This is a genomic window from Candidatus Protofrankia californiensis, assembly GCF_900634765.1.
Lineage (GTDB): Bacteria > Actinomycetota > Actinomycetes > Frankiales > Frankiaceae > Protofrankia > Protofrankia californiensis.
Window position 1 is genome coordinate 1 of record NZ_CAAAFT010000273.1, and the last position, 2023, is coordinate 2023.

2 protein-coding genes and 3 pseudogenes are annotated in these 2023 nt (G+C 69.1%); 3 read left to right on the forward strand and 2 right to left on the reverse strand.

All coding sequences use genetic code 11. The annotated features are described in order from the left end of the window. Positions 1–225 (forward strand): annotated as a pseudogene (locus tag DD1DGNOD_RS27090) (hypothetical protein); the annotation flags it as partial. Positions 226–432: 207 nt separating this feature from the next. On the opposite strand, the pseudogene DD1DGNOD_RS14985 reads toward DD1DGNOD_RS27090, so the two are convergent. After that, positions 433–597, reverse strand: a pseudogene (locus tag DD1DGNOD_RS14985) (threonine--tRNA ligase); the annotation flags it as partial. A 33-nt stretch (positions 598–630) separates the two neighbouring features. On the opposite strand from DD1DGNOD_RS14985, the pseudogene DD1DGNOD_RS30865 reads away from it, so the two are divergent. Both DD1DGNOD_RS30865 and DD1DGNOD_RS29515 read left to right on the forward strand, forming a co-directional pair. After that, positions 631–1119, forward strand: a pseudogene (locus DD1DGNOD_RS30865) (LLM class flavin-dependent oxidoreductase); the annotation flags it as partial. 130 nt (positions 1120–1249) lie between these two features. Continuing rightward, positions 1250–1561, forward strand: coding sequence for a hypothetical protein (locus DD1DGNOD_RS29515; RefSeq protein WP_241251542.1), 312 nt, complete (start codon positions 1250–1252; stop codon positions 1559–1561). Between the two features lie 249 nt (positions 1562–1810). On the opposite strand, the gene DD1DGNOD_RS29520 is transcribed toward DD1DGNOD_RS29515, so the two are convergent. Beyond that, positions 1811–2023, reverse strand: a 213-nt coding sequence (locus DD1DGNOD_RS29520) for an OmpA family protein (protein WP_241255741.1), incomplete at its 5' end; no start/stop codon positions are given.

The window sequence follows — 2023 nt, forward strand, 5'->3', positions numbered from 1 at the left end:
CTCGACACCTACCCCACTCTCTCTACGGTCACCGAGGACGCCGCGGACAACCACCGGACCTACCTCGCGCAGACCCGCCTGCGCGCCGACACCTTGCTCCAACTCATCCCCGACGACGACTTCCACACCGGACTCCGCAGTCTGGCGCAGAAGGCCGAGAGCACCCAGCGACCCTCAGCCGCGCGGCTGACCATGCTCGTCTTGCGCAGGGATCAAGCACGCTGACCCTCGGCCCTCGGCCGTCGCATTCAGGTCAGCGACCACGACACCACGGCCAACACCGTATCCAGTGCCCGGTAGCCGACCTCTGGAGTCACGCGCGGTGACAGATCACCTCACGGTTGCGCGAATACAGACCAGTCGATTAACAGAGCCTGCCAGTGTGGCCCCCGAAGACGCGGCGGCGCGGTGGCGCCCGCTGATCGTGTGTCTCTACGAGCAGGTAGCGACGTCCCACAGGTCGGTACTGCGGAGGTCGACAAGAACGCCGATGCGGGCCAGGACCTCGGCGGCGGGCTGCGCGTCCAGGCGGCGCCCGTCACGCAGACGCAGGGCGACCTGGTCGTCAGCGGCATCCTTCGCGCCGATCACCGCTTGAGTGGAAGTCTTTCACGGGTGAGTGCTTCTTCGGTGCATGTTGGTGTTCAGGCTGTTCCCGCCGCATTGTCGTCATGGACCTCACTGGCCCGCCGGGTCGAGGCGCTCGGGTTTTCCGCGCTCCTCGTACCCGATCATCCTGGTGGGGTGCTGTCGCCCTGGATCGCGCTTGCCGCTGCGGCGGGGGTGACCAGTCGAGTGTCGCTGGGCAGCTATATGATCAACGCTGGGGTGCGGGAGCCGTTCCACGTCGCCGCGGACGCGGCCAGTCTCGCGGTCATCTCCGGCGGCCGGGCGCGCCTGGGTATCGGTGCCGGGCACACCCCCGGGGAGTGGGCCGCGTGCGGGTGGGAACGGCCCGGACCCGCCGAACGGGTCGGACGTCTGGGCGAGTTCGTCGATGTCGTGGCACGTCTTCTGCGCGGTGAGCAGGTCACCTACACCGGCCGTTATCTTCGGCTCCGGGAGGCGGTGCTCGACTCCTCGCTGGCGCCGGTCGTGGTCCCGCTGACGCTGGGTGGGGCCAATCCGGCCCTGCTGCGGCTTGCCGGCGCGCACGCCGACGTCGTCGGGCTCAGCGGGCTCGATCGTACGCTGCCGGACGGTCACCATCACCAGGTGCGGCTGGTCCCCGTCCGATGTGGAACGTCAGGTGTCCGCGGTGATGGAAGGCGCCGGGGCCGGCGGGCGGCGGCCGGTGGTGGAGGTGCTCGTGCACCGGGTGCTCGTCACCGACGACCGGAAGGGCGCGGCCAGTGCCCTCGCGGTGCAGATACCCGGTCTGGCAGCTGCCGACGCTCTGGTGACTCCCTATCTGCTGCTGGGAACCCAGGCGGAGATCCGCGCGCAGCTCGAAGCGCACGCGGACCGGTGGGACATCACCCGCTGGGTGATCCGTTATACCGATACCGCGATCGGAAGCCTCGCACCGATCCTCCCCGATCTCGACGTCAAGGTCGGTTAGTTCGGTTCGGAAGGCCCCGTCAATCTCGCCGAGCATGCTGCCGGTCATGAGATCGCGGAACAGGCCACGGGTGGTCCGGCCGACCAGATCGCCAGTCACGCCGCTTGCCCGCCAACTGCGCGCCACCGGCCGCTCCGTCACTGACATCCGAGCTGCTGGCGCGCCTGGAGGTCGGGCAGTGACGGATGCCGCGTGGGTGCGTGCACGGCTGGCGCTACGCAACATCCGGACGCGCGGCTCGGCGGCTCGTCATGCTGGTAGGCGGATGAGGATTTCGACGCGGCGGTTGAAGCGCTGACCGTCGGGGCTGGAGGATCCGTCGGGATTGGTTTCCTCGGCGAGCGGTTGGCTGCTACCGAGACCGACCGAGCTTACCGACGACGCCCTGGTGCCGTGCCCGGTGAGGTAGTCCCGGACGGTGGCGGCGCGCCTTACCGACAGCGGCTGGTTGACGGCGGCAGA